We start from the raw sequence: 22,142 nt of genomic DNA, 5'->3' as shown, positions 1-22,142 counted from the left end.
CGTTGTCACGTTCGTGCGCACCACGTCCCGCCTCACCCGTGTCCTGACCGCGGTGGCCGGTGGCCTCACCGCCGTCGCCCTCGCCGCCTGCGGCACCTCGCCGGTGCCCGAGGAGGCCCGGGTCCACGAGGACGACGCGGCCCTCGACCTGCCCGTCGCGCTGCGCCCGGCCGGGGAGGGCCAGCGCTCGGTGATGTGGGTCGGCAACAACTGGGACGGCACCGCGAGCATCGTCGACGCCCGCACCCTCGAGGTGCTCAAGCGCGGGGTGGACCTCATCCCCGACAAGGCCGAGGAGACCAACCGGATCCTGCGTGACCCGGTGGCGCTGGTGTTCTACCTCGCGATCAACGCCGGGCCGGGCCAGGGCCACAACCAGTACGTCGACGACATGTTCACCACGATGGACGGCAAGTACCTCGCCGTCTCCCGGCCGAGCTTCGCCGACGTGGTCTGGATCGACATCGCCAGGGCGACCGCCGGCCGCACCGACTCGATCGTGCGCGAGCAGCAGATGGACGGCTACCGCACCGACCACATGCAGGTCTCCAACGACGGCACCCGCCTGCTGGTCTCCGACTCCACCGCCCGCCAGGTCATCGAGTACTCGATGATCGACGGCACCCTCGACGGGAAGTCGGTCCGCGTCGGCGACCGGCTGCGCACCTTCCCCTCCGGGGAGACGCCGCACGAGAGCAACTACACCGAGGACGGCGAGCGGATCCTGCACGCCTCGATCGGCCGCGTCTACACGCCGCTCGACGACCTCGACCCCGCCGACGGGGACCTCCTCGGGCTGCCGCTGGACAAGCTGAACCTGGGCGGCCTCCTCGGTGGCCTGCCGGGCCTCGGCAACCTCGGCAACCTCGGCAATCTCGTCAACCTGCTCAGCCTCGACAAGCTGCTCGGCACGCTGCCGTGGTCGAAGCTCGAGGCGGCCGTGAAGGCCGACCGGTGGATGCAGTACGTCGATGCCGGGACCTTCGAGGTCCTCCAGCGCTGGGACCTGGGCAAGGAGCTCGCCGAGGCCGGCCACCCCGGCATGAGCAGCGCGGTCCGCCCGGTCGCGGTGCACCCGGACGGCCGGCTGCTCTACCTGCAGGTGTCCTTCCTGCACGGCTACGTCGTGTTCGACACCGAGGCGGCCGACCTCAACGGCACGACCGACTACACCCTCGGCGGGATGCCGGAGCCCGCGAAGGGCGCCGTCGTCGACGTCGTCGAGCTGGAGAACCGCGTGCCGACGATGATGCGTGAGGCCTACGTCAACGACTCCGCGCACCACGGCATCGCGATCAGCGGCGACGGGCGAACGCTGTGCGTCGCCGGCACGATGGACGACTACGCAGCCCTGGTCGACGCCGAGACCGGCGAGGCGACGTACTTCGACGAGGAGACGACCGGCCACGGCTACGGCAAGCCGTACTGGTCGACCGAGGGTCTCGACGACACCTGCTGGGTCTCGCTGTCCGACGACGACGCCGTCGCGGTGCTCTCCACCCGCACCGGCGAGGAGCTCGCCTACCTCGAGGTCGGCAACCACCCGCAGCGGGTGCGGCACGGCTACGTCCCCGAGTCCGTCGTCGCCACGTGGTGAGCGGACCGGCCCTCGCTGCGGCGAGTAGTCTCGCGCCGTGACCGACTCCCCCACGCCGTACGCCCTCGCCGATGAGGCCGCCGCCCGCCTCGCCGAGCTGACCGGCGTCGCCCGCCACGACGTCGCGCTCGTCCTGGGCTCCGGCTGGCTGCCGGCCGCCGAGGCGCTGGACCCGACCGGTGAGAACACCACCGAGATCGACGTGACCGACCTGCCCGGCTTCGCGGCGTCGGCGGTCGTCGGGCACTCCGGCAAGGTCCGCTCGATCCGGCTCCCCGGCGAGGACGGCGACCGGCACCTGCTGGCCTTCCTGAGCCGCACCCACTACTACGAGGGTCACGGCGTCGCGGCCGTGGTGCACGGCGTGCGCACCGCGGCGGCCGCAGGCTGCCGGGCGATCGTGCTCACCAACGGTTGCGGCGGGCTGAAGGAGACGTGGACCCCGGGCACCCCGGTGCTGATCAGCGACCACATCAACCTGACCGGCCGGTCCCCGATCGTCGGCGCGAAGTTCGTCGACCTCACCGACCTCTACTCCTCGCGGTTGCGCGAGCTGTGCCGCGAGGTCGAGCCGGGCCTCGACGAGGGCGTCTACGTGCAGTTCCCCGGCCCCCACTACGAGACGCCCGCCGAGGTCCGGATGGCCGGCATCCTCGGCGGCCACCTGGTCGGGATGAGCACCACGCTCGAGGCGATCGCGGCCCGCGAAGCCGGCATGGAGGTGCTGGGCATCAGCCTGGTCACCAACCTCGCTGCCGGGATCAGCGACGCCCCGCTCGACCACGCCGAGGTGCTCGAGGCCGGTCGTGCCGCCGCCACCCGGATGGGCGACCTGCTCGGCCGGGTCGTGCCCCGCATCTGACCCGCACCCGGACGGGAAGCACCCCGCGGTCGCCCTGGCGGGCGACGGGCAGCGGCGGCAGCGACGCACGACCACGGGTGCCGTGGACGCCGGCGCTACGCTTCGACACGTGCCACGCATCGAGGGAGAGACGCTCAGCGCTCATCGCGAGCAGCTGCAGCGACGCATCTTCGAGGCGTTCGCCGAGCTCATGGTGGAGGGCAGCTTCGATGCCATCACCATGCGCAACATCGCCGAGCGCGCCGGCATCGGGCGCACCGCGATCTACCACCACTTCCCGGACAAGGAGTCCGTGCTCGTCGCGTTCGCCACGCACGAGACGCAGGCCTACATGTCCGAGCTGAAGGCGGCGCTCGCCGGGTCCGACGACCCGGTGCAGCAGCTGCGCACCTACGTGCGCCACCACCTCGCCGCGGGCGAGAAGTTCCACATGGGCTTCGGCCCCGCGCTGTACGGCGTGCTCTCCCCCACCGCCCGCCTGGAGATCCGCGACCACGTGGTCGCGGTCGAGGGCGTGCTGCGCGGCATCCTCGAGCGCGGCCGCGACGGCGGTCAGATGGTCTTCGACGACCTCGACTCCACGCTGTCGCTGGTCCACGCGTGCCTGAGCCCCCGGCACCTGCCGCCGGCAGCGATCGAGTCGTTCGTGCTGCGGGCGGTCGGCGCCGGGGGCCCGGGCGCGTGAGGCTGGCCTGAGCCGGTCCCCGCTGCGCGGGGACCGACCCGACGGCTCACCTCTTCTTGACGGTGATCGTCCTCGCGACCGTCGCGCTGGCCTTGTGCGTGCTGTCGCCGAGGTAGCGCACCTTGACGGTGCGCTTGCCCCTGGCCGACTTCGGCAGGACCACCGTGACGGCGCCCTGGGAGTTCAGGCGCACGTTCTTCGCGACCTTGACGACCTTGCCGTTGAGGCGACCGCCGCCGTAGGTGACCCGCACCTTGCCCGAGGGCTTCTTCGCGCCACCCTTGACCGTGACGACGATCTTGCCCCTCGCCTTGGTCGTCGGGGCCTTGACGACCCTGATCTTCGCGGTGGTCGCGGCCTTCGGGAACACCTTGTCCCAGCTGATCGAGATCGGGGTCTCGGTCTCGTAGGTCCGCGGCCCGGAGTGGGCGGGGAACGTGTAGACGGCGTACTTCTTGCCCTTGACCAGCTTCTTGGCGGGCAGGCTCAGGTCGAGCGTGAAGGCACCGTTGTCCAGGTGACCCGTGGCACCCGGGGTGGGCGTCTTCGCCAGCCAGCCCGCAGCGACGGAGTTCTCGATGCCCTCTGCTGCGGACTGACCCTCAGGCCGGCCACCGGCCACGCCGACCACGACGTAGATGCCGAAGTCGCCGATCACCGGCGGGACGAAGCCGGTGCCCGTGGCGCGGATCGTGGCGCCCGAGGTGCCCTGCGAGGTCGTGGTCACGGTGACGTTGGAGTCGACCGTGTAGGTGTCCGGGACCTCGGCGGTGAACTCGGCCGGCGCCTTCGTCTCCTGGCTCGCCGAGGTCGAGGTCTTGTGGAAGTGCGCCCGCAGGCTCTTCGGCAGGTGGGACAGCAGCGAGATGTCCCAGGACTTGCCCTCGAGCGGCTTGTCAGCGTCGAGCAGGCCCTCCGGCGCGTCCGCCGCCTGCAGGACGTCAGCCCAGCGCGGGGTGGCGACGAGGGACTCGAGACCCTCTCCCGGCGTCCCGGTCGCCGCGCTCGCGTCGAACGTGGTCAGCGTGACCTGCGCTGCGGGGGTGTCCGGCTCCTCGTTGACGGTCGCGGACACGGTCGCCTTGATCGCGCCCTCCGCGCCGTCGATCACGACCACCGGATCGGCGATCGTGACCGAGTAGTGTCGCGTGCCCCCGTACACGAAGGCACCCGTCACCGAGCCGTCGTACTCGACCTGCTCGACGCCCTCGACCAGGCGGCGCTCACCGCCGCGGAAGGTCAGCACGCCGTCCTCGCTCTCGGTGACGCCACCGGTCCAGCTGTGGGTACCCAGGTGGCTGTCGAACCACCCGGAGACCTTCCAGGTCAGCTCCGGACTGGCGGCGGAGGCCTGGGCCGGGGCCGTGAGGCCGGGGACGAGGCTCAGACCAGCAGCGGTGAGGCCTGCGGCCGCCGCCGCGGCGACACCGGCACGCAGCCGGGAGCGACGCCGTGGGGTGAGAGTGGACATGGGATCTCCCTTTCTTGGGGTTCTCGTCGTCGAGACGGGGTTCAGGGACGTCCCCGGACCGGGAGCGGTCCGGGGACGAGGAGCGCGGCCGCGGCGAGGAGGAGCAGCGCGCCGCCGCCCCACCACGTCCAGGCACGGTCGGCGGGTGCAGCCACCGGGGCGGACATCGGCTGCAGGGCCACGTGGGGCTCGGGGCGCGCCAGCAGCGACCCGGCCTGCGCGCCGGGCGCCGCCGCCGGCGCGACCGGAGGTAGTGCGCCGCTGCCGACCGGGGGGCCGCCCACGGCGAACGGAACCTCACCGGTGCCGGGGGGCGGGGGCGCGCTGTTCTCGACCTCGGCGGGTGCCGTTGCCGTCGGCGCGGGCGTCGGTGCCACGGCCCGGTCGGCACGCCACGCCACGGTCACGGGCAGGGGCTCCTTGTTGGGGTCGGCGAAACCCCCGCTGGTGTACCAGAAGCTCGCGGTGCCGACCTTCTCCATGAAGCTCACCCAGCCCTGGGGAAAGGCGCCCCACCCCTTCGCGTCGCGCTTCTGGGTGCCTGTCTCCAGCTCGACGGCGACGCCGCGGTAGTCCGGCGTCACCGTGAAGCCGTCACCGACCAGACGGACGTCCGAGAGCGTGGCGACGGTGACCTCGGTCTCGGGCAGCGGCAGCCAGAGGGACATGTCTGCCTGGGACGACCCGAAGCCCCCGAGGGTCGCGGTCAGGGTCCCGCGTCCCTCGGCGATGGTGAGGACGGGGTCGGAGAGGTAGAAGAAGCTGACGCCGGAGTAGTAGACGACGGTGGCGTCGCCGTCCCAGGCGATGCGGGCCGTGCCGGCGGCGCGGTCGAGCGTGCCGGTGCCACGCGAGAAGACCAGCTGGTGCTCGCTGGGGGTCCCGATGCGCAGGTCCTTGCCGCCACTGTCGGTGCGCAGGCCCGTCCAGGTGGCCCGTCGCCAGGCCTTCCTCGCGGCGTCCCACTTCTCCACCGCGACGTTGCCGACCTTCTGCTTCCAGCGCGACGCCGGCATGAGCTGGCCACCCTTGCCGGGGTCGGGGATCCGGCCGGCGACGAGGAAGTTGTAGGTGCCGGGGTTGTACGCCGCAGTGTTGGACTCGTTGTTGAGGCCCCAGCGCAGCACGGCGCTCGTCAGGTGCTCCACGCCATCGACGGGCGGGGAGCTGGGCTCGTCGGTCGGCTCGTCGCTCGGGTCCTGGGTCGGGTCGTCCGACGGCTGCACGGAGGGGTCGTCCGTCGCGTCCGGATCGCCCGTGGGGTCCGCGGTCGCCGACGGCTCCGACGGCTGGGTCGGCTGCGTCGGCTGCGTCGGCTGCGTCGTGCTCGCCGCCTCCGCGACCGGCTCGTCAGCGACGGCGGCACCGGCCCCGACGGAGGCCATCCCGATGGCGCAGGCGACGAGGCCGAGCACGGCCAGGACCGCGGCGAGCGCGCGCCGCACGATGGTCGTCGGCGAGGTCTCAGGCCGCATCGGCGGACCTCCGCGGCCGCGCGACCAGGACGAGGCGCGCCACGGCACCGAGCAGGACCAGCGCGGCGAGCACGAAGAAGGCGATGCCGAGCCGGTCGGCTGCCACCTCGTCGTCCGCGTCGGTGGTCTCGGCGGCAGCCGGCGCGGTGTCGTCGGCCGCGGCCACCGCGAACCGCACGACGGGGGCGTCCTCGCCGTCGGCGCCCGCGCCGGCGTCGAGGCCGAACAGCCGCAGCTCGTGGGTGCCGGAGCCGAGGTCGAGCGGCAGGGTCAGCACCCCCGTGACCTGGCCGGCGTCGCCGACGAGGAACGGGCCGGCGGCGACCACGCCGTCGTCGAGCACGGCGGAGACCTGGGCGCCCGCAGGCAGGCCGCGGGCGGTGAAGGACAGCACCCGTCCGGCGACGGCGGCGCGGCGGTCGACGGACAGCACCGGCTTCACCCGCTTCGCGGGCTTCCCCGTCCGGGCGGCGTCCTCGGCAGCCTCCACGGCCGCGTCCGGGGTCGCGACGTCGTCGGGACCGGTGCGACTGGTGCCCGAGGGCGCACTCCCGCCGTACAGGTCCCGGACGGCGACCGGGGTGAAGGTCTCGTTGGCGTCGTTGGCGACGCCGTGGGCGCCGACCGTGATGATCCCGCAGGTCACCTTGCGGCAGTCGATGGTCCGGATCTTCCCCTTGCGGTCGACCGACCGGAAGGTCGCACCGGGGACGTTGATGGTCGTCGACCAGCGGCCGTCCGCGGTCACGACACCGCCGTTGGCCGAGCCCGCGGTGTCGGAGCCGGGGAAGGCGACGTAGGCCTGGTGGCCGGCGTTGTCCCTCGACTCGCTGTCCGGCACGTAGAAGTAGTTCTCGCCGGTCGAGCCGCCCTTGCTGGGCCGCCACTGGCCGCTGACGGTGCCGAAGAAGACGTAGATGCCGCCGTGGCCGCCGCGCACCGACTGGAAGCCACGCCCGCTGACCCTGAGCCGGGTGGCGTACGTCGGGTCGATGGCGGCGCTGCCCTGGTCGTTGACGACCGTCACCCGGGCCGCGGCGTGCGCAGCCGGGACCGGGGCGAGGCCGGACAGGCCCACGAGCGCCAGCACGAGGGCCAGCGCGGCGAGCCGGGCGGGACGGCGGGCGGTCATCGCAGCGCCTCCTCGACGACGGGTCCACCGACCGGGTTCTCGGGGCTGCGGCGCCGGACCGGCACCACCACCGGGTAGCCGTCGTGCACGAGCACCTCCACGGGGTGTTGGTAGACGTCGGTGAGCAGGGACGAGGTGAGCACCTCGGCGGGCGGGCCCTCGGCGCGCACGGTGCCGGAGCTCAGCACGCAGATCCGGTCGGCGTAGGCCGCGGCCAGCGACAGGTCGTGCAGCACGACGACCACCGCGACTCCCTCGCGCGCCAGGGTCCGGGCGACCTCGAGCACCGCCTCCTGGTGCCGGATGTCCATCGCCGCGGTGGGTTCGTCGAGCAGCAGCACTGGGGTCTGCTGGGCCAGCGCGCGGGCGAACGACGTGCGCGCCTGCTCCCCGCCCGACAGCGTCGGGAAGGAGCGCTCGGCCATGTGGCCGACGTCGGTGCGGCGCATCGCGTCCGCCACCACGTCCTCGTCGTCGGCCGACCGGGGGGTGCGGTACCACGGGCTGCGGCCCATCATCACGACGTCGTGGACGCGGAAGCCGAAGGCCAGGCCCTGGTGCTGCAGCTGCACCGCGCGCTGGCGTGCCGCCGCCCGGGCCGAGTACGACGCCAGCGGTCGGCCGTCGAGGTCGACGCTGCCCGCGGTGGCGGCGACGTCACCGGAGAGCACCGAGAGCAGCGTGGACTTGCCGGCGCCGTTCGGTCCGACCAGCGCGACCAGCTCACCGGGCTCGACGGCCAGGTCGACGCCGCGCAGGACCTGGTTCCCACCGAGGACGACCTCGATGCCACGTGCCTCGATCGCGCTCATGCCCAGCCTCCCGCGGAGCGGCGCGAGCGCCGGATGAGCCAGAAGAAGAAGGGACCGCCGACCAGCGCGGTGAGCATGCCGATCGGCAGGTCGGCGTTGTCGATCGCGGTGCGCGCCCACAGGTCGGCGAAGGTCAGCAGCACCGCGCCGCCGAGCGCGCTGGCCGGGATCAGCAGCCGGTGGCCGGGGCCGGCGATCATCCGCACCAGGTGCGGCACGACGAGGCCGACGAAGGCGATGGTCCCGGCGAAGGCGACCGCGGCGGCGGTGAGCACGGCGACCACGACGATGGCGAGCATCCGCAGCCGCTCGACGTCGAGGCCGACGTGGAAGGCAGCGCGGTCGCCGAGTGCGAGCAGGTCGAGCGAGCGGGCCAGCAGCAGGGCGGCGACGATGCCGACGGCGGCGAGTGGTGCGACCACCGCGACGGCCTCCCAGCGGGTGCCGTTGAGGCTGCCGAGGGTCCAGAAGACGATCTCCTCGCGGGCCTGCTGGTCGCCGAGGAACATGAGGAAGGCCAGCGCGGCCGAGGTCATCGCGTTCATCGCGACGCCGGTCAGCACCAGGGTGACCACCTCGGTGCGGCCGCCCGCGCGGGAGAGCAGGTAGACCAGCGTGGTGGCGGCGAGGCCACCGAGGAACGCGGCGAACGCGATCGTCCAGGAGCCCAGGAAGGAGATGTGGAAGACGAGGACCGCACCGGCGGCGACCGAGGCGCCGGAGGCGACGCCGACGACGCCGGGCTCGGCCAGCGGGTTGCCGAACACGCCCTGCATCACCGCACCGGCAGTGGCCAGCGAGGCCCCGACCAGCACGGCGAGCACGACGCGCGGGAACCGGACGTCCCAGAGGGTGCCCTCGCCACGGGGGTGGCTGGGCAGCGGGCCGACGTCGAGGCCCAGGCGGTGCAGCACCGAGCCGAGCACCTCCGAGGCGGGGATCTGCATCTGGCCCTGGCCGGCACCGAGCACGACCGCGACGACCAGCAGGACAGCGAGGGTGGAGACCAGGCCCACGCGGTTGGTGAGGCTGGTGCGCCAGCTGCCGCGCGTACCGGCCTCGCGCTGGCGGGCGCCGGGGGCCTCGGGCAGGGTGCCGGGCGCGGCGCTCACCTCAGCGCCTCGGGTGCGTAGATGGCGACACCGAGGGCGTTGAGCACCTCGGCCGTCTGCGGTCCGAAGCCGAGGATCTGCGAGTCCTCCATGTCGACGAACCGCTCGCGCTCGCCGGCCGGGGTGTTGGCCAGGGCGGGCAGCCGCTCGAGCAGGCCGGGCACGCCGTCCACGGACTCGAGGCCGCCACTCATCATCAGGACGACGTCGGGCTGGGCGGCGATGATCGCCTCGTCGGTGACGGGCTTCATCCCGCTCCAGTCGATCTCGGCGGCGACGTCGTACAGGCCGAGGGCGTCGATCAGGCCCTCGGCACCGGACTCGGCGCCGAACATGTAGTAGACGCCGGCCTGGCCGCGGACGTAGAGGAAGACGGCGCGCAGCTGGTCGGTCACGTCCTCGGGCGCGACCTCCTCCAGCACCGCGCGGACCTCGTCGACCTCCGCGCTGGTGCGCTCGACCAGCGCCCGGCCCGCCTCCGGCACCCCGAGCGCCTCGGCGACGTCGGTGATCAGGGAGTCGACGTTGCCCAGGCCGCGGTGGGAGTCGAGCACCACGACGGGGATGCCGATCTCGCGCATCTGCAGCACGACGTTCCACGGGCCCAGCGAGGTGTCGGTGAGGATCACGGTGGGGTCGAGCTCGAGGATCGCCTCGGCGGAGAGGTCGTGGCCGTTCTGGGTGACGAGCGGCAGGTCGGCGGCCTCGGCGAACTGGGTGGTCGTGTCGCGGCCGACGACGTTGTCGCCCAGGCCGAGCTCGAACACGGTGCGGGCGAGGGTGCCGTAGACGTCGAGGGCGAGGATCCGGCTGGCGTCCTCCACCGTCACCTCGGTGCCCTGGTTGTCGGTGACGGTGACGGGCAGCTCCGGGGTGGGCGAGGCGACGGGCTCGACCGCCGGCTCGACGTCGGCGAGGCGCGGCGCGGCCTTGCCGGCCTCCCGGTCCCCGCCGTTGCCCGAGTCCGGCGCGGACAGCCCGCACCCGGCCAGCGCGAGCACCAGCACGGCGACGACCAGCGGGACGAGCGCCCGCGCACCACGGACCGGGGGGTGGGTCATGAAGGGTTCGCTCCTCAGCGACAGGGCTCACGCCAGCAGGCTTGCTCGCCGGGGTCCCGAGGCCGGCGTGCAGGAAGGTAGCACATCCTTACTTAGGATAGCCTATCCAAGGATTCTTCTTGACAACCTGTCACAAACTTGCTGACAATCTGTCAACACCTTCCCGACTGCAGGAGCGCACGTGACCGTTGTGACCGAGACCCCGACCGCCGCCGTCCCGCTGTCGGTCGCCATGCGGGAGGGCTCGCGCAGCGAGCACGAGGCCGCGGAGAACTCGTCCTTCATGGCCGAGCTGCTCGAGGGCAGGCTCACCTCGCAGGCCCACACCGACCTGCTCCTTCGCCTGCGGCGGATCTACGCGGCGCTCGAGAAGGCCGTCGCGGAGCACGCCGACGACGAGCTCATCGCTCCCCTGCACGACCCGGCGCTCGAGCGCCTCGCTGCGATCGACGCCGACCTCGCCCACTGGGCGCCGGGCGTCGACGCCGACGCCATCGAGTCCCCCGCCGCGACGGCGTACGCCGAGCGCATCGCCTCCGCCGAGTGGACCGGCGCCCTCGTCGCACACCACTACACCCGCTACCTCGGCGACCTCTCGGGCGGCCAGGTGATCGGCCGCATCCTGCGCCGCACCTACGACATCCCCGAGGGCCGGGGCACGGCGTTCTACGAGTTCACCGGGATCCCCAAGCCCAAGCTCTTCAAGGACACCTACCGCGCCGCCCTCGACGCACTGCCGCTCTCGCAGGACGAGGTCGCGCGGGTCGTCGACGAGGTCAGGGCCGTCTTCGCGCTCAACCAGGCGCTGTTCGTCGAGCTGGGCCAGGACCTGGACGACTACCGGACCGCCTGAGCCCCGGACGTCGGCGCAGCGGCGGGCGCGAGGCCGAGCGCCCGGCGCAGGAAGTGCAGCGCGTGCTGCACGGCCGGCTCGTGGAAGGGCTTGCCGGCGAACAGGTCGAAGTGGTCGCCCGGGTAGTGGCGGACCTCGGCCCGACCGGCGACGGCAGCCTTCATCGCCGCGTGCGGCGGGGCGCTCCGGTCGAAGTCGGCGACCTGCACCAGCCACGGGACACCCTGCTCCCCCAGCCGCGCCGCCGCCTTGAGGGGTGCGCGGGTCCCGAGCTCGAGCACGACGTCGGCGGCGACCTCGTTGCGCCACGTCGGGCCGGCGATGGCGAGGTAGTCCTCGTAGGCGCCGGGGAGGGTGAGGGCGCCCGGCTCCCCCGGCCGCGCCACGACCGGGATCATCGCCGGGCCGCGGCCGGCCCGGCGGCGCAGCGCGCTGGCCACACCGCGACTGGTGGAGGCGAGCAGCTGCGCCGGGGCGTGGTGCTTCGCCGCCAGCCGGGCGGCGGCCACCCCGTCCACCATGGGTACGACGGACACGACCGCCGCGACGTCGGTGCGCCCGGCCGCGGCGGAGACGACGTGCCCGCCGCCCAGCGAGGCGCCCCACAGCACGACGCGGTCCGGGTCGACGCCGGGCAGCCTCCGCGCGGCGTCGACGGCGGCGTGCAGGTCCGCGAGCTGGCCGGCGAGCGAGACGACCTGGCGCGGCTGGCCGTCGCTGGCCCCGAAGCAGCGGTAGTCGAAGGTGACGGCGTGCAACCCGGCGGCGGCGTACGCCTCGGCGAAGGGCCACATGCCGGCGTCCTGCGTGCCGGCGAGGCCGTGCGCGAGGACGACGACCGGGGCGCCGTCCTCGCCCGGGAAGTGGGTGGCGGCGCAGCGGATGCCGGCGGAGGTGAAGTCGAAGGTGGTGCTCACGAGGTGCTCCCGTAGATGCTCTGGATCCAGATGTGGACGAGTGCGTCGATGTGCTGCGCGCGCGGCGGGCCGACCCCGAGCGCGTGTCGCTCGACGGCCTGGTCGTTGACGTCGAGGAGGACGGCTGCCAGTGCGCCGGCGTCGGGGCCGGGTCGCGCGCGGCCCAGGGTGCGCTCGCGCTCGATCGTCTCGGCGACCATGCCGGCGAACTCCGCGCGCCCCTCCTCCCACAGCTCGCGCACCGTCGGGCTGGTCGCGCGCGCCTCGAGCAGGGCGCGGTAGGTGTGCGGCGTCCGGTCGACGGAGTCGAAGAGCGCGGTGACCACCTGCCGCAGCCGCGGCTCCGGCTCCCCCTCGGCCTTGACCAGCAGGTCCGTGGCGGCCGACGCGTCGTCGTACAGGTCGGCCATGAGGGCGAGCACGGCGGCCGCCTTGCTCTCGAAGTAGAAGTAGAACGCCGAGCGGGTCACCCCGGCGCGGCGGGAGACCTCGGCGACGTTGACCTCCTCCAGGCTCTGCTCGCGCAACAGCTCGTCGAAGGCGGTCAGCAGCGCGGCCCGGCGGGCGTCACCGCGGTTGACGCTGCGACGGTCGACCATCCGCGCCCAGCGGCGCTCCTCGCTCACCGCGCCCCCGTGCCGGCCGAGGCACGGGCCACCCCGGCCGGGATCTCCTTGACCCGCAGATCGTGCTCGTAGAGGAAGTAGTCGAGCTGCTGGGTGTGCCGGGGCCGCTGCACCATGTGCGCGGTGTACTTCTGCTGGTCCTCGTCGATGACCCGCTCCATCTCGGCCGGCGGCGGTGGCTGGTAGCGCCCGACCAGCCAGGCCGCGACGAGGCGGGTCTGGCACTCGACGAACGGGAAGAGCGTCGGCGTGGCCTGGGCGAAGCCGACGAAGGCGAGGTCGTCGATGCCCGGCTTGAAGATCCGCTTGTAGAGGCGGATGTGGTTCTCCGGCGCGCTGATGAAGTCCTCGTCGAAGAACGGGAAGGTGATGTTGTAGCCAGTGGCGTGGATGACGACGTCGAAGTCCTCGCTCGTCCCGTCGACGAAGTGGACGGTGGAGCCCTCCCAGCGCTCGATGTCCCCCTTGGCCCGCAGGTCGCCCGACCCCAGGCGCAGCGGCAGCTCCACCGACTGGGTCGGGTGCGCCTCGAAGAACTTGTGGTTCGGCTCCGGGAGGCCGTAGTCGGTCGGGCGGCCGGCGGTCAGCGGCTGCATGACCTGGACGAACTTGCGCTGCCAGGCGAAGGGGACGTGCGGGGAGGTGCGGTAGTACTTGTCGGCCGGCGTCCCGGCGAAGTACTTCGGCACGATCCACGCGCTCGACCGGGTCGAGATGACGACCTCGTTGTCGAGGGTGCGGCTCGAGAGCTCGACGGCGATGTCGGCGGCGCTGTTGCCCAGGCCGATGATGAGGATCCGCTTGCCGGTCAGGTCGTACGGCGTGCGCGGGTCGATGTAGGCGTGGGAGTGCATGGTCAGGCCGGTGAACTCCCCGGGCTTGTCGGCGAAGCGCGGGTCCCAGTGGTGGCCGTTGGCGACGACGAGCCGGTCGAAGCGCCGCGTGCCGGTGCGCTGGGTCTCCAGCTCCCAGCCGCCGCCCTCCTCGGCGGGCAGCCGGCGGGCGTGCACGATGCCGTTCTCGAACTCGATGCGCCGCCGGACGTCGAAGGCGTCGGCGTAGGCGTCGAGGTAGTCCTTGACCTGCGTGTGGTGCGGGAAGTCGGGGTACTCCTCGGGCATCGGGAAGTCCTTGAAGGACAGCTGGTGCTTCGAGGTGTCGATGTGCAGCGAGCGGTAGGCGCTGCTGTGCCCGTTGGGGTTGCCGAAGGCCCAGTTGCCACCGACCCGGTCCGAGGACTCGAAGGTCGTGAAGTCCAGGCCGTAGTCGGCCAGCATCTTGCTCGTCGTCAGGCCGCTGATGCCTGCGCCGATCACGGCGACGGTGGGACCGCTCATCTCTTCCTCCCGGCCGGGAGCCCCCGACGCGTGACGCTCGTGTGCGAGCCGCCCCTTGACAGGACGGCGTGACCGCCGTCACGTTAGGCGCGGTAGTTGACACGTGTCAACAGACACAGACGGACGTCAGGAGTGGGCCCGTGCAGGTGAGCGTCGTCGTCGGAGGAGCCTCCGGGATCGGGGCGGCGAGCGCCGCCGTGCTGCGCGAGGCAGGCCACGAGGTGGTGGTCGCGGACCTCCCGGGCACCCCGGCCGACGTGCCGGTCGACGTCACCGACGAGGACTCGGTGGCCGCGCTCTTCGACCGGGTCGTCGCCGACCACCGGGCCTTCCACGGGGTCGTGAACGCCGCCGGCGTGAGCACCCTGTCCCGGGTGGTCGACCACGACGCGGACGAGTGGCGGCGGGTCGTCGACGTCTGCCTGACCGGCGCCTTCCTGGTGCTCAAGCACGCCGGGCGCCGGGTCGCCGACGGCGGCTCGCTGGTGTCCCTGTCGTCGCTGAACGCCCGGCAGCCGGGCACCGGCCTGGCGGCGTACTGCGCGGCGAAGGCAGGCCTCGTCGCCCTCACCGAGGTGACCGCGCTCGAGCTCGGGCACCGCGGCGTGCGGGTCAACGCCGTCGCCCCCGGCCTGGTCGTGACGCCGCTGACCGCAGCGGCGATGGACATCCCCGGCGTGCGGGAGGAGTACCTCGAGAACACCGCGCTCGGGCGCTCCGGCGAGCCCGACGAGGTCGCCGCTGCGATCCGCTTCCTGCTCTCCGACGACTCCCGCTGGATCACCGGCGAGACCATGGACGTCAACGGCGGCGCGCACCTCAAGCGCTACCCCGACCTGGTCCGGCTCGTCGAGGCGGCGTTCTCGTGAGCCTCGCCGGGCGCACCGCGCTGGTGACCGGCGGCGGGTCCGGCATCGGCGCTGCCCTCACCCGCGCGCTGGTACGACGCGGGGTGTACGTCGTGTGCGCCGACGTCGACCTCGCGGGCGCCGAGTCCGTCGTCGCCACCACCTCCGGCCCGGGGACCGCGACCGCCCGCCACGTCGACGTCACCTCGGCCGGCGACGTCGCCGCGGCGGTGGCCGACGTCGTGGCCGCCCACGGCCGGATCGACCTGCTCTTCAACAACGCGGGCATCACCTTCCTCGGCAACACCGAGGACCTCGGCCTCGAGCAGTGGGACGCGATCATCGACGTCAACGTGCGTGGCGTGGTGCACGGCGTGCACGCGGCCTACCCGCGGATGCTCGCCCAGGGCGGCGGGCACATCGTGAACACCGCGTCGATGGGCGGGTTGATGGCGGCCGGGCTGATGACGTCCTACGTCACCACCAAGCACGCCGTCGTCGGGCTGTCCCTCGCGCTGCGCACCGAGGCCGCCGCGCACGGGGTCGGCGTGACCGTGGTCTGCCCGGCCGCGGTGGACACCCCGATCCTCGACAAGGGCGAGATCGGCCGCTACCGCGGCCGGGACTTCTACCTCGAGGGCCAGGGCGTACGGCGACCCGTCGACCCCGACCGGCTCGCCGAGCGGGTGCTCGCGGCCGTCGAGCGCGACGAGGCCATCGTCGTGGAGCCGCGGCAGGCGCGCATCGCCTGGCGGCTCGGGCGGCTCTCCCCCACCCTCGTCAATCGGATGGCGACCCGCTTCGTGGCCCGGCAGCGCGCCCGGGTGTCCTGAGCCGGCTCGGCCCCGCGACCGGCTGCGCGTTAGCCTCCCGCGCATGGTCGGGTTCGGGGGCATCGGCGTGATGCTGCTCGGCATCGCCGTCGCGGCGGTGGCGTGCGGCGTGCTCGCGCTGCTCCTCCTGCGCCCGCTCGGCTGGGTGTCGGCCGGAGCGATCGGCGGGTTCCTGTGGTCGCTGGCGGTCATCGGCCTGGTCACCCTGGTGCCCACGTCGGCGGACCCCGGCATCGTCCCGGCCGAGGGCCGGCTGACCTCGTGCTCGTGGGACATCGGCGGCCCCGCCCCCGAGGGCTTCTGGATCTTCCAGTCCGGCCAGCGCGCGCTCAACACCGCGCTCTTCGTGCCGTCCGGCGCCCTGCTCGTGCTCGCCATCGGCCGGTGGCGGGCGGGCTGGGTCCTGGCGCCGCTCGGCGTGCTGGCGCTGGCCGGCTACTCGGCGCTGATCGAGAAGACCCAGCTCGAGCTCGCCCGGATCGACCGCGCCTGCGACGTCACCGACATCGTCGACAACGCCACCGGCGCAGCGATCGGCGCCGGGATCGGGCTGGTGCTGCTCGTCGTCCTCCAGCCCTGGCGGCACCGACGCCGCAAGCGCTCAGTCCAGCGCTGACGCGAGCCCGCGGCGACAGCCGGCCATCATCCGGCGGTGGTTCCACACCAGCACCGGCCGGCCGACGTACGACGCCAGCGCGAGCGCGCCGTCCACCAGCACCTCCTGCGCGAAGTCCAGCCGGGTGCCGCCGTCGACCGCGGTGAGCGTGAACCTGGCGAACCCGGTGAGGTCGCCGCCCAGCGCGACCTCGACGACGGGCGGCGTGCGGGAGACCGCGTCGAGCACGAGGTCGAGCGTGTAGGGCAGGGCGGACCGGCACCGGACCCACGCGGTGTCGGGCCCGAGCCTGGCCACCGCCCGCACCTGCGGCCACCAGCGCGGGTAGTGCTCGAGGTCGGTCAGCACGGCCGCGACCCGGCCCACCGGCGCCGGGACCTGCCAGGCGTCGGTGAAGCGGAAGTCGCGGGCCACCGGGTCCATGGCCCCAGCATGCCCCGCTCGCCTGACCCGACCCCCGTGGCCCACCGGCCCGGGCCCGGTGTTGGCTACGGCCATGGCGATCCCCACCCGCACCCTCGGCCGCACGTCACCGCTCACCGTCTCCGCGCTGGGCCTGGGGTGCATGGGGATGTCGGAGTTCTACGGCGGCCCGGATGAGGCCGGCGGCACCGCGACGATCCGCCGCGCGCTCGACCTCGGCGTCACCTTCCTCGACACCGCCGACGCCTACGGCCCGTTCACCAACGAGCGCCTGCTCGGCCGGGCCCTCGCGGGCCGTCGCGACGAGGTGCAGGTCGCCACGAAGTTCGGCAACGAGCGGCTCCCCGACGGCACCCGGGTCGGCGTGAACGGGCGTCCGGAGTACGTCCGCAGCGCCTGCGACGCGTCGCTCTCGCGGCTCGGGGTCGACCACATCGACCTCTACTACCAGCACCGCGTCGACCGGACGGTCCCGATCGAGGAGACGGTCGGGGCGATGAAGGAGCTCGTCGAGGCCGGCAAGGTGCGCCACCTCGGCCTCTCCGAGGCGTCGGCCGCGACGATCCGCCGGGCGCACGCCGTACACCCGATCACCGCGCTGCAGTCGGAGTACTCGCTGTTCTGCCGCGACGTCGAGGACGAGGTGCTGCCGACGCTGCGCGAGCTCGGCATCGGGCTGGTTCCCTACTCCCCGCTCGGCCGGGGCCTGCTCACGGCGACGCGGACCGAGGGACCCGTGGGTCCCGGCCGCAGCGCCGTCGCGTTCCCCTGGTTCGCCGACGACAACCTCGACCACAACCTGCGCCTCGTGGCGCGGGTGCGGGCGCTCGCCGAGGGGCGGGGCTGCACGCCCGGTCAGCTCGCCCTGGCCTGGGTGCTGGCGCAGGGCCCGGACGTGGTGCCGATCCCGGGGACCAAGCGGGTGCGCTACCTGGAGGAGAACGTCGCGACCCTCGACGTCACGCTGAGCACGGCAGACCTCGCCGCGCTGGAGCGGGCCGTGCCGCGGGGCGCCGTCGCCGGGCAGCGGTACGCCGACATGAGCTCGGTCGACGGCTGACCGTCCGCCGCGGCCGGCCCGGTCGCTCGCTTAGTGGCCGGCGTTGGTCATCGACTCGAACATCGGACCGTGCAGGTTGGTGATGTCCGAGAAGGTCACGTTGGCATCGGGGTCGAGCGCCTCGATGTCCTCGACGATCGTCGCCTCCTCCATCCGGGAGCAGGTGAAGTTCACGACCCACACGTCCTCACCCGGGCCGTCGGCGTACCAGTGCTGGTGCTGGTCGACGAGCACCGGCCGGTTGATCCGCGCCGAGATCATCGTCGCGACCTCGGCGTGGCGGGTGGTGGTGACGCGCGCCTTGCGGACCCCGGACTCACCGTGCGCGATCTGGTCGACGAGGTCCTTGACCACGACGTAGAACAGCACGCCGGACAGCAGCGCCGACTCCCACGAGATGACGAAGCCGGCAATCGTGAAGATGCCGAGGTTGATGTAGAGGATCAGCTGGCCGACGGTGAACTGCGTGCGCGAGGCCAGGATCGTCGCCAGCACCTCGGTGCCGTCGAGGGCTCCACCGTGGCGCAGGGCCACGCCGATGCCGAGCGCGATCATCGCGCCGCCGCACACCAGCGCGAGCCACGACTGGTCGGTGATCGCGTGCATGTGGTGCAGCACGATCGTCGCGGCGGACAGGGTGGCGATGCCCAGGCCCGAGCGCAGCGCGCTGCGGTGCCCGATCATCACCCAGGCCAGCACCACGAACGGGACGTTGAGCAGGCCGATGAAGACACCCATCGGCAGGTCGACGAACTGGGTGATGATGATCGAGGCACCGACGATGCCGCCGTCGAGGAAGTCGTTGGGGATCAGGAAGCCCTCGAGGCCGATCGCGAACACGATCGCACCGACCACGATCGAGACCAGCTTGTAGGCCTCGGCGATCACGGGGTGCTTGCCGGCCCGGGCCACCAGGGGCTGGGCCTGCGGCGTGGCGGTCTGGGTCATGGGGGCCCTTCGGTCGTCAGCCTGCGGTCGTCAGGAAAGTGCCCGGTGATGCTAGTGGACGTGAGGGCCTCCACCGCGGCCGGACAGCGGGCTACGGTGGCCCGGTGACCACGCCCGACACCGACGTCCTGATCACCCGGGCCCAGTCCTGGCTCGCCGAGGACCCCGACCAGCACACCCGCGAGGAGCTCACCCGGGTCGTCGCCGCGGTCCAGGCCGGCGACGCCGACGCACGGGCGGACCTGGCCGACCGGTTCCGCGGCACGCTGGAGTTCGGCACCGCCGGGCTGCGCGGCGCGCTCGGCGCCGGGCCGAACCGGATGAACCGCGTGGTCGTCATCCGCGCCGCGGCCGGCCTGGCGGCGTACCTCCTCGAGCAGGGCACCGAGCCGGGCACCCCCGTCGTCATCGGGTACGACGCCCGGCACTGCTCCGACGTCTTCGCCCACGACACCGCGGAGGTGATCGCCGGCGCGGGGCTCAGGCCGCTGGTGCTGCCGCGTCCCCTGCCGACGCCGCTGCTGGCGTTCGCGATCCGTGAGCTCGGCTGCGCAGCCGGGGTGATGGTGACGGCGAGCCACAACCCGCCGGAGGACAACGGCTACAAGGTCTACCTCGGCGACGGCAGCCAGATCGTGCCGCCGGCCGACTCCGGGATCGCGGCGAGGATCGCGGCGATCGGCAGCCTGTCGACGGTCCGGCGGGTGCCGCTGACCACGACCGGTGGGCGGGTCCTCGACGAGGGCATCGTCGACACCTACCTCGACACCGTCGCCTCCCTCGCTGGTGACGGCCCGCGCGACCTCGCGATCGTCTACACGCCGCTGCACGGCGTGGGTGGGGGTGCGCTGCCGGCCGTGCTGGAGACCGCCGGCTTCGAGCCGCCGACCGTGGTGCCCGAGCAGGAGCAGCCCGACCCCGAGTTCCCGACCGTCGCCTTCCCCAACCCCGAGGAGCCGGGCGCCATCGACCGCGCGGTCGCGCTCGCCGAGCGCACCGGCGCGGACCTGGTGGTCGCCAACGACCCGGACGCCGACCGGTGCGCCCTCGCCGTCCCGGGACCGGACGGGTGGCGGATGCTGCGCGGCGACGAGGTCGGTGCACTGCTCGCCGACCACCTGCTGCGCCTCGGACGCGAGGGCGTCTACGCCACCTCGATCGTCTCCTCCTCGCTGCTCGGGAGGATGGCGAGCGCGGCCGGCCAGCGGTACGCCGAGACCCTCACCGGGTTCAAGTGGATCGGCCGGGTCCCCGACCTGGCCTTCGGCTACGAGGAGGCGCTCGGCTACTGCGTCGACCCGGCCCGCGTCGCCGACAAGGACGGCGTCTCGGCCGCGCTGCTGCTGTGCGAGATCGCCGCGGAGGCCAAGGCCGCCGGCCGCACGCTGCTCGACCTGCTCGACGACATCGCGGTCCGCCACGGCCTGCACGCCACCGACCAGCTGTCGGTGCGGGTCACCGACCTGTCCCGGATCGCCGCGGCGATGGAGCGGCTGCGCGCCACTCCCCCGGCCTCCCTCGGCGGGGTCGAGGTCACCGCCGTGGACGACCTCACCCTCGGCTCCGCGGACCTGCCGCCGACCGACGGGCTGCGCTACCGGACGGCGGACGGCAGCCGGGTCGTCGTACGGCCGAGCGGGACGGAGCCGAAGCTCAAGTGCTACCTCGAGGTCGTGGTGCCGGTCGCCGACGGCGACGTGGCCGCCGCCCGCGCGGTGGCAGCGGAGAAGCTGGCCGTGCTGCGCACCGACATCGCCATCGCCGCCGGCATCTGACGCTCGACCTCACGCTGGCCGTCCTCCGTCCTCCACAGCCCGGCGCGGTAGTCCCTGACGAAAAGCACCGCGACACGCCGTTCCCCGGTGCTTTTCGTCAGGGACTACCGCCCCGTCGTCCACAGGCGACGATTCAGGCGACGAGGGCGAGCACCAGGGTCACGACGGCGAGGACGGCGATCGCGCCGACCTCGGGCAGCGCCCACACCCGGCGCACCGGGCCGGGGTCGGCCACGGGGTCGTGCGGGTTCATCCGGCGGCGCACCTTCTCCTCCACGAGCCAGCCGATGGAGTGGTCGGCGGTGATGTCCGGCCCGGCCTTCGCGTCGCTGCGCATGGTCCCGCGGCTGCGGCCCAGGCCGGCGCCGACGAAGCGCTCCTCGCCGACCTCCACGACGGTCACCTGCTTGACCTGCACGTCGGTCATCAGGGGGTAGGGGATGAACCGGCTGTGCAGGACGTTGCGCAGCTCCAGCTCGCCGGGGTGGAGGACCACCGCGGGGCGCAGCAGGACGGCCCACATCAGCACCGCGGCGAGCAGCAGCGCCGGGAACGCCCAGGGCGCGAAGCCGTCGTCGTCGGAGAGCACGGCGAAGACGAGGAGGGCGAGCACGGTGCCGATCCCGAGGAAGCCGGACACGAGTCCTCCCGAGCTGTACCGCTCGGCCTTCTCGACACCTTCGCTCTGCATGGTCCCCAACCCTATGCTGGGCGGATGCCGACCTCCGCCACCACCGATCCCGTCCCGGGACTCGCGGCGTACTCCGAAGTCACGGCCAGCGACGCGTCGCTGCGCCGGTTCCTGCACGGCCTGCCCGGCGTCGACCAGGTCGGTGCGGAGGCCCGGGCCGCCGGGCTCGGAACCCGCTCCATCAAGACGACCGCCAAGGCCTGGGCGCTCGACCTCGCGATCCGGATGGTCGACCTGACCACCCTCGAGGGGCAAGACACCCCCGGCAAGGTGCGCGCGCTCGCCAACAAGGCGCTGCGCCCCGACCCGTCCGACCCGTCGTGCCCGTCGGTGGCCGCGGTCTGCGTGTACGGCGACCTCGTCGGCGAGGTCAAGGAGGTCGTCGGCGACCAGGTGAACGTGGCGGCCGTGGCCACCGCCTTCCCCAGCGGTCGGGCGTCGATGGACATCAAGCTCGCCGACACCCGCGACGCGGTCGCGAACGGCGCCGACGAGATCGACATGGTCATCGACCGTGGCGCCTTCCTCGCCGGGCGCTACCTGCAGGTCTTCGACGAGATCGTCGCGACCCGCGAGGCCTGCGCGCGCCCCGACGGCTCGCACGCCCACCTCAAGGTCATCTTCGAGACCGGTGAGCTGCAGACCTACGACAACGTGCGCCGCGCGTCGTGGCTGGCGATGCTCGCCGGCGCCGACTTCATCAAGACCTCCACGGGCAAGGTGCAGCCGGCGGCGACCCTGCCGGTCACCCTCGTCATGCTCGAGGCCGTCCGCGACTTCCGCGAGGCCACCGGCGTCCAGGTCGGCGTCAAGCCGGCCGGCGGCATCCGCACCGCCAAGGACGCCATCAAGTACCTCGTCATGGTCAACGAGGTCGCGGGCGACGACTGGCTCGACCCGGACTGGTTCCGGTTCGGCGCCTCGACGCTGCTCAACGACCTGCTGATGCAGCGCACCAAGCTCACCACCGGCCGCTACAGCGGTCCCGACTACTTCACCCTGGACTGA

At 73.1% G+C, this 22,142-nt stretch carries 22 protein-coding genes; 10 read left to right on the top strand and 12 right to left on the bottom strand.

Features of this window, described 5'->3' with window-relative positions:
• Positions 1-13: 13 nt before the first annotated feature.
• The 3 genes from L615_RS00550 to L615_RS00540 all read left to right on the top strand — a co-directional run bounded on the left by L615_RS00550 (position 14) and on the right by L615_RS00540 (position 3,144).
• Positions 14-1,597 (top strand): serine/threonine protein kinase, encoded by a 1,584-nt coding sequence (locus L615_RS00550; protein ID WP_145723747.1) that lies wholly within the window; start codon positions 14-16, stop codon positions 1,595-1,597.
• A gap of 37 nt (positions 1,598-1,634) precedes the next feature.
• Positions 1,635-2,459, top strand: a complete 825-nt coding sequence (locus L615_RS00545; protein ID WP_028653943.1) for a purine-nucleoside phosphorylase — start codon at positions 1,635-1,637, stop codon at positions 2,457-2,459.
• Positions 2,460-2,568: 109 nt separating this feature from the next.
• The gene (locus L615_RS00540; RefSeq protein WP_145723746.1) at positions 2,569-3,144 is read left to right on the top strand and encodes a TetR/AcrR family transcriptional regulator; all 576 of its coding nucleotides are present in this window, start codon (positions 2,569-2,571) and stop codon (positions 3,142-3,144) included.
• A 46-nt stretch (positions 3,145-3,190) separates the two neighbouring features.
• Here the strand turns inward: L615_RS00540 and L615_RS00535 are convergent, their stop codons facing one another.
• From L615_RS00535 to L615_RS00510, 6 genes are all read right to left on the bottom strand, one after another.
• Positions 3,191-4,615 carry an HtaA domain-containing protein gene (locus L615_RS00535; RefSeq protein WP_145723745.1) on the bottom strand — a complete coding sequence of 475 codons (1,425 nt, stop codon included), beginning with the start codon at positions 4,613-4,615 and terminating at the stop codon, positions 3,191-3,193.
• 41 nt (positions 4,616-4,656) lie between these two features.
• On the bottom strand, positions 4,657-6,090 hold the full coding sequence (locus L615_RS00530; protein ID WP_145723744.1) for a PT domain-containing protein: 1,434 nt from the start codon (positions 6,088-6,090) through the stop codon (positions 4,657-4,659).
• On the bottom strand, positions 6,080-7,222 hold the full coding sequence (locus tag L615_RS00525) for a hypothetical protein (RefSeq protein WP_145723743.1): 1,143 nt from the start codon (positions 7,220-7,222) through the stop codon (positions 6,080-6,082). Before L615_RS00525 ends, L615_RS00530 begins: the two co-directional genes overlap by 11 nt.
• Complete coding sequence (locus L615_RS00520; RefSeq protein WP_051485326.1) at positions 7,219-8,034, bottom strand: heme ABC transporter ATP-binding protein; 816 nt, start codon at positions 8,032-8,034, stop codon at positions 7,219-7,221. The genes L615_RS00525 and L615_RS00520 overlap by 4 nt, the downstream gene beginning before the upstream one ends.
• The gene (locus tag L615_RS00515) at positions 8,031-9,050 is read right to left on the bottom strand and encodes a FecCD family ABC transporter permease (RefSeq protein WP_396954677.1); all 1,020 of its coding nucleotides are present in this window, start codon (positions 9,048-9,050) and stop codon (positions 8,031-8,033) included. The genes L615_RS00520 and L615_RS00515 overlap by 4 nt, the downstream gene beginning before the upstream one ends.
• Before the next feature lie 92 nt (positions 9,051-9,142).
• A complete protein-coding gene (locus tag L615_RS00510) occupies positions 9,143-10,207 on the bottom strand; it encodes a hemin ABC transporter substrate-binding protein (protein WP_145723741.1) in 1,065 nt (354 codons plus the stop codon).
• Between the two features lie 181 nt (positions 10,208-10,388).
• Between L615_RS00510 and L615_RS00505 the strand changes: the two genes are divergently transcribed.
• Positions 10,389-11,060, top strand: coding sequence for a heme oxygenase (biliverdin-producing) (locus L615_RS00505; RefSeq protein ID WP_261376509.1), 672 nt, complete (start codon positions 10,389-10,391; stop codon positions 11,058-11,060).
• Here the strand turns inward: L615_RS00505 and L615_RS00500 are convergent.
• Genes L615_RS00500 through L615_RS00490 form a run of 3 tightly spaced genes read right to left on the bottom strand, consistent with a single transcriptional unit; the run spans position 11,045 to position 13,940 of the window.
• Positions 11,045-11,977, bottom strand: a complete 933-nt coding sequence (locus tag L615_RS00500; RefSeq protein ID WP_145723740.1) for an alpha/beta fold hydrolase — start codon at positions 11,975-11,977, stop codon at positions 11,045-11,047. The genes L615_RS00505 and L615_RS00500 overlap by 16 nt on opposite strands.
• Positions 11,974-12,603 carry a TetR/AcrR family transcriptional regulator gene (locus L615_RS00495; protein ID WP_145723739.1) on the bottom strand — a complete coding sequence of 210 codons (630 nt, stop codon included), beginning with the start codon at positions 12,601-12,603 and terminating at the stop codon, positions 11,974-11,976. Before L615_RS00495 ends, L615_RS00500 begins: the two co-directional genes overlap by 4 nt.
• Positions 12,600-13,940, bottom strand: coding sequence for an NAD(P)/FAD-dependent oxidoreductase (locus L615_RS00490; RefSeq protein WP_036516324.1), 1,341 nt, complete (start codon positions 13,938-13,940; stop codon positions 12,600-12,602). Before L615_RS00490 ends, L615_RS00495 begins: the two co-directional genes overlap by 4 nt.
• 140 nt (positions 13,941-14,080) lie before the next feature.
• On the opposite strand from L615_RS00490, the gene L615_RS00485 reads away from it, so the two are divergent.
• The 3 genes from L615_RS00485 to L615_RS00475 are packed head-to-tail and all read left to right on the top strand — an operon-like array spanning position 14,081 to position 16,237.
• Positions 14,081-14,809, top strand: coding sequence for an SDR family NAD(P)-dependent oxidoreductase (locus L615_RS00485; RefSeq protein WP_145723738.1), 729 nt, complete (start codon positions 14,081-14,083; stop codon positions 14,807-14,809).
• Positions 14,806-15,621, top strand: coding sequence for an SDR family oxidoreductase (locus tag L615_RS00480; protein ID WP_145723737.1), 816 nt, complete (start codon positions 14,806-14,808; stop codon positions 15,619-15,621). The genes L615_RS00485 and L615_RS00480 overlap by 4 nt, the downstream gene beginning before the upstream one ends.
• A gap of 43 nt (positions 15,622-15,664) precedes the next feature.
• Entirely contained in the window at positions 15,665-16,237 is a 573-nt protein-coding gene (locus L615_RS00475) for a VanZ family protein (protein WP_028653930.1), read from the top strand.
• On the opposite strand, the gene L615_RS00470 is transcribed toward L615_RS00475, so the two are convergent.
• On the bottom strand, positions 16,223-16,660 hold the full coding sequence (locus L615_RS00470) for an SRPBCC family protein (protein WP_145723736.1): 438 nt from the start codon (positions 16,658-16,660) through the stop codon (positions 16,223-16,225). The genes L615_RS00475 and L615_RS00470 overlap by 15 nt on opposite strands.
• Positions 16,661-16,733: 73 nt before the next feature.
• On the opposite strand from L615_RS00470, the gene L615_RS00465 reads away from it, so the two are divergent.
• Positions 16,734-17,720: an aldo/keto reductase gene (locus tag L615_RS00465; RefSeq protein WP_036516321.1), complete on the top strand. Its 987-nt coding sequence runs from the start codon at positions 16,734-16,736 to the stop codon at positions 17,718-17,720.
• Between the two features lie 30 nt (positions 17,721-17,750).
• Here L615_RS00465 and L615_RS00460 read toward each other — a convergent pair whose 3' ends face one another.
• Positions 17,751-18,668: a YitT family protein gene (locus L615_RS00460; RefSeq protein ID WP_051485324.1), complete on the bottom strand. Its 918-nt coding sequence runs from the start codon at positions 18,666-18,668 to the stop codon at positions 17,751-17,753.
• Positions 18,669-18,772: 104 nt separating this feature from the next.
• On the opposite strand from L615_RS00460, the gene L615_RS00455 reads away from it, so the two are divergent.
• Complete coding sequence (locus tag L615_RS00455; RefSeq protein WP_145723735.1) at positions 18,773-20,443, top strand: phospho-sugar mutase; 1,671 nt, start codon at positions 18,773-18,775, stop codon at positions 20,441-20,443.
• A 133-nt stretch (positions 20,444-20,576) separates the two neighbouring features.
• Here L615_RS00455 and L615_RS00450 read toward each other — a convergent pair whose 3' ends face one another.
• A complete protein-coding gene (locus tag L615_RS00450) occupies positions 20,577-21,134 on the bottom strand; it encodes a hypothetical protein (protein ID WP_145723734.1) in 558 nt (185 codons plus the stop codon).
• 24 nt (positions 21,135-21,158) lie between these two features.
• On the opposite strand from L615_RS00450, the gene deoC reads away from it, so the two are divergent.
• A complete protein-coding gene (gene deoC, locus L615_RS00445; protein WP_145723733.1) occupies positions 21,159-22,142 on the top strand; it encodes a deoxyribose-phosphate aldolase in 984 nt (327 codons plus the stop codon).

Source organism: Nocardioides sp. J9 (assembly GCF_007829375.1).
Taxonomy (GTDB): domain Bacteria; phylum Actinomycetota; class Actinomycetes; order Propionibacteriales; family Nocardioidaceae; genus Nocardioides.
The sequence above is the reverse complement of the archived record's forward strand: the minus strand, read 5'-3'. Positions and strand labels throughout refer to the sequence as shown.